The sequence below is a fragment of the Mesorhizobium sp. M7A.F.Ca.MR.176.00.0.0 genome, assembly GCF_004023165.1.
GTDB lineage: Bacteria > Pseudomonadota > Alphaproteobacteria > Rhizobiales > Rhizobiaceae > Mesorhizobium.
In genome coordinates, this window is record NZ_RZTC01000219.1 from 1 (window position 1) to 4,103 (window position 4,103).

General features: G+C 59.2%; 2 protein-coding genes and 1 pseudogene. 2 read left to right on the forward strand and 1 reads right to left on the reverse strand.

Features of this window, described 5'->3' with window-relative positions; all coding sequences use genetic code 11:
- A partial coding sequence (locus EOB59_RS33875; RefSeq protein ID WP_128290242.1) for an aldehyde dehydrogenase family protein occupies positions 1 to 594 on the forward strand: 594 nt, incomplete at its 5' end.
- Between the two features lie 785 nt (positions 595 to 1,379).
- Here EOB59_RS33875 and EOB59_RS33880 read toward each other — a convergent pair.
- The gene (locus EOB59_RS33880; protein ID WP_245486876.1) at positions 1,380 to 1,895 is read right to left on the reverse strand and encodes a DUF2285 domain-containing protein; all 516 of its coding nucleotides are present in this window, start codon (positions 1,893 to 1,895) and stop codon (positions 1,380 to 1,382) included.
- Positions 1,896 to 2,832: 937 nt separating this feature from the next.
- On the opposite strand from EOB59_RS33880, the pseudogene EOB59_RS33885 reads away from it, so the two are divergent.
- Positions 2,833 to 3,143, forward strand: a pseudogene (locus tag EOB59_RS33885) (IS256 family transposase); the annotation flags it as partial.
- Between the last annotated feature and the right edge of the window lie 960 nt (positions 3,144 to 4,103).

Here is a 4,103-nt window from a genome sequence, read left to right on the forward strand (position 1 = left end):
CAGACCTGCGTTTCCGCGAACCGCATTTACGTCCAATCGAGCGTTCACGATGAGTTCGTCAAGAAATTCGTGGAAAGAATCCGGCACTTGTCGGTTGGCGACGGATTCGATGCCGGAGTGGACATCGGACCGCTCATCGACAAGCATGCTCTGGCCAAGATCGAGTCTCACATCGCAGATGCCATTGCGAAAGGCGGCACAATACGATGCGGGGGCCAGCGTATCGGCAAGAATGGCACGTTTTTCGAACCCACGGTCCTCACCGAGATTTCCAGCGTCATGGCAGTCGCGCAAGAGGAGACATTCGGGCCGCTCGCGCCGATCATTCGCTTCAACGATGCGGATCAGGTCGTGCGCGAGGCCAATGACACGATCTACGGCCTCGCCGCATACTTCTATGCCTCAAACCTGAAGCGGGTCTGGCGTGTGGCAGAGGCTCTGGAATATGGCATGGTTGGCATCAACACGGGACGCATGTCCTCGGAGGCGGCACCGTTTGGCGGGATCAAACAATCCGGCATCGGGCGGGAGGGTTCCCGTCATGGCCTCGAGGACTATCTGGAAATGAAATATCTTTGCATGGGCGGGATTTGAAACCTGCTGCACTGTCTCTCCGCCCCACCGGGGGGCGGCCTGCGGTCAATGCCGCCACCTAATTGGAAGTTCCAAACGCCGTTGACCTGAAACACGGATGCCCGGCAGGAGACTGAGCTCGCTGCCGGGCCGGACATGCCTTGGGAGGGCATAAGTCAGCGCTCCTAGGGCCGATGGGCCACTCAGTTCGTGCGCCTTTTGCCGATTGCGTTGCATGTGCCGTGCCAAGCCAAAAAGCATTGATAAACCGCCGATGGATCAGCTTTTGCCCTGTTGCGCATTCTACATTGTGGGATATGCGACAATGCCCAAGCGGTTGAATCGTCGTGTTGCAGACCCCCAGACGGGTCATGACTGCTATTCTTAGGACAGTGCGCAGCAAGCCGCTACTCGCTGCACTCCAGGCACACCATTTCCATAATCAAGCGGTGGGTGCTATGTCTGACCGAGCTGTCGACCAGGGAACGGTGTGAGGCCTCAAATCCCTCCATATTGTTGCCCCCGCCGGTCCAACAGGACTGCAGGTCCGGACTCAAAGGATCTTGGCTGCTATGGCGACATTGCGGTGCACGCCGCTTTCCGACCAATGATGTGCGTCCAGGTCGAGGCCGGCCCTAATGAACCACCGCCTTGGCACCCTCGCCCATCTCATTTCGGCATCGACAAGCTAGACCAGAGCGCACTTGCAAGGCGCCATGCAGTCCTGTCGGCGGGCGAACTGTTGGTGACGGGTACAGCTGCGAGCGAACGTTCATTCACCGACGCACAGCGCGGACTGTCGCTTTTCAAATTAGGAAATCTCTGTAGCCACCATTCATGAGCGCGCGGCCACGCGAGACGGCCCGACGGATGCGGTCGCGCAGATGATCGCGAGGATCCGCCCAGTCGGCATGGACGCGCCGTTGACCGATGAGAACTTCGGCGAGCTCGCGATGAGGTGCTCCGGCGAGCGAACCGTCGAGCGCACGAAGAACGAAGGACAAACGAACGCCGCGCTTTTCCGGCGCAAACAAGCGGGGGGGCAACTGTTGCCCTAGACTGAGAGCATTGAGGCACTCCAGTCCCCTCAGTCGATGCTTTAAAAGCACCGCGGGCCAGATGGCTTGCGTATGCAGGCAAACACGGTGGAGGATATTCGCGCCCGAGACGGCGAGCTGCAGCGCGTGGTCCGCATTGCGAAGAAGAACATGCTGGCTCTTGTCGGGCGCCAGCAGGACGATTGCACGACAGGGCAATGCCGAGAGTTCGAACGGCGGTGTCGGCGACGAGGCAGGCAACCGTTCCGCAATGACCGGCAGCACATGGACGCACCAGAGCGGACACCAGAATACGACCGAAGCGCGGCCACAAGACTCCGCGAAACAGAACACCCCAGCGTGACAGGTCGCCGGCCGACGCGACCATATCGAGAAAGGATTGGAGAGACCAAGTCTTGCAATGCTGGCGCGCAGCGGTCAGATCGCGCTGGAACGCTGGATTGCGGCGTAAGAACTCCCAAGCCCACTCCCGCAGCGTCAGGCCAGCGGTGTAGTCGTATGATCTTTCATCCCGCCAATCGGCCTGATCCGCGCCAGTCAGGAGATTCATGACTGACATCCCCTGCCCGCGCCTGCGTGAGTCGAAACATTATGCCACTTCGCAAAGCATCGGCGAAGGCAGCAGACGTCGAAGACCCCGTTTCGTTGAAGCGTCAGCCATCGCCACTGTCGGCGACAGAAGATGTGCCCAAATTGCCACCAGACCGTCGAACTGGCACAGCGACGGCCAGCGCGACCTGGAATTGATCCCGTAACGGTCATCGGCTCCTGCGTCGCGATCCAGACGTCCCTTGAAGGCGCAGTAGCGCGGCAGTGGATCGCACGCTGCTTGTCGGCAAGTTGTCGTAGCGGCGGCGCCATAGGCACGGTCATCGGAGGGTCTCCTGCGGCAAGTTTTCGCCATTGGAGGCCAATCTCCCCGCTAGGGCAGCCTGTGCAGTTGCACAGGTGAAGCGGATCAATCAGGGGGAGCCATGGCGGAAACTGGATGATGGCGGCTTGAGGAGAGCGGCGTATCGAGGCGGGTGATGAAGCCTGCCAGTACCTCTCAAGGAGAGTGATACGCCATGAACGAGACTATCAACACATTGTTCGCCTTCGTCAGCCCGACGAAATCGATGATACCCTGACGGATGTACTTCGCAGCGGCGCGCGCAAATTGCTTGCACATGCGATCGAGATGGAGGCCGAGGCGTATGCCAAGGCGGTCGACTGCCTGACGAAAGATCATATTGCGTCGCTGGCGCTCTACGATTTCCCCGCCCAACACTGGGATCATCTGCGAACGTCCAATCCCATCGAAAGCGTCTTTGCAACCGTTCGCTATCGCACGGTGCGTACCAAGGGCTCGCTATCCTCGAAAACCGCCCAGCTGATGGTCTTCAAGCTGTTGGCCGCGGCCAGGAAGTGGCGACGATTGAAAGGACAAAATCAGTTGCCGAAACTCATCGCAGGTGCCGGTTCCTGGACGGAATCCAGGTCATCGAAACGAAGCCGCAGAGCGCCGCTTGATCAGCCTCGTCACCCAAATTCCAGCATAGCTCCATCGGAACTGCCAGCCTTCCTTGCCGATCAGGCGCATATCAGCGCTGACGATACCGAGGACGGCGATGGCGGTCACCTCCAGGCCGCCGAGTAACGACCCTCAAAACACCGCACTGGTCGAGGCCAGCCTGAACCGGTATCTTGTGCCTGCCCTCGGGAGTCGCTCTATCCACCATGTGATCGACACCGACATTGCTAACATCACCAAGAAGATCGTCGCCGGGGGTCACCCGCAAGCGGCTAACACGGCCTTCTGGTGTATGCGGGCATTTTTCAACTGGTGTCGCAAACCGCCGCAACGGCTCATCCGCGGTTTCCCCGCGAGGGATTGGAAAATCCGGATCCGGCCCCGATCGTCAAGCGCAAGCGAGTGGTGAACGATGCCGAACTGGCGGCTATATGAACGGGCTGTGAGCCCGAACCGGGCGATATCGGCTATTCGTTCGGCTCCATCGTCAAGCTGCTCATTCTGACCGGACAGAGGCGTACGGAAGTTGCCGCGATGCGTTGGTCCTCAACCTTGAAGCCGGAACATGGAACTATCGGGTGACCGCACGAAGAACGAAGAGCCTACGCTTATTCCGCTGTCCACACTGGCGGTGTCGGTCCCCCAGACGGTACCGAAGACCAATGACACGTTTTTTTCCCTGCGAGGGGCAACGAAAGAAGCCACTTCTCAGGCTACGCGAAGGGCAAGAAGGCTCTAGACGGCAAGGTCAATACTGACGGGGTGGCTTTGGAGAACTGGACCCTTCACGATCTGCGCAGGACGCTCGCGACAAATCTCGGCAGGCGGCAGGTATTGCCACACGTCATCGAGCACATACTGAATCACAAGGCGGCGTCCTTGACAGACATTGGCGAAATCTACAATCTCTATAGCAACGTCAAGGAGAAGCGCGAGGTGTTGCAGATGTGGTCAAATCA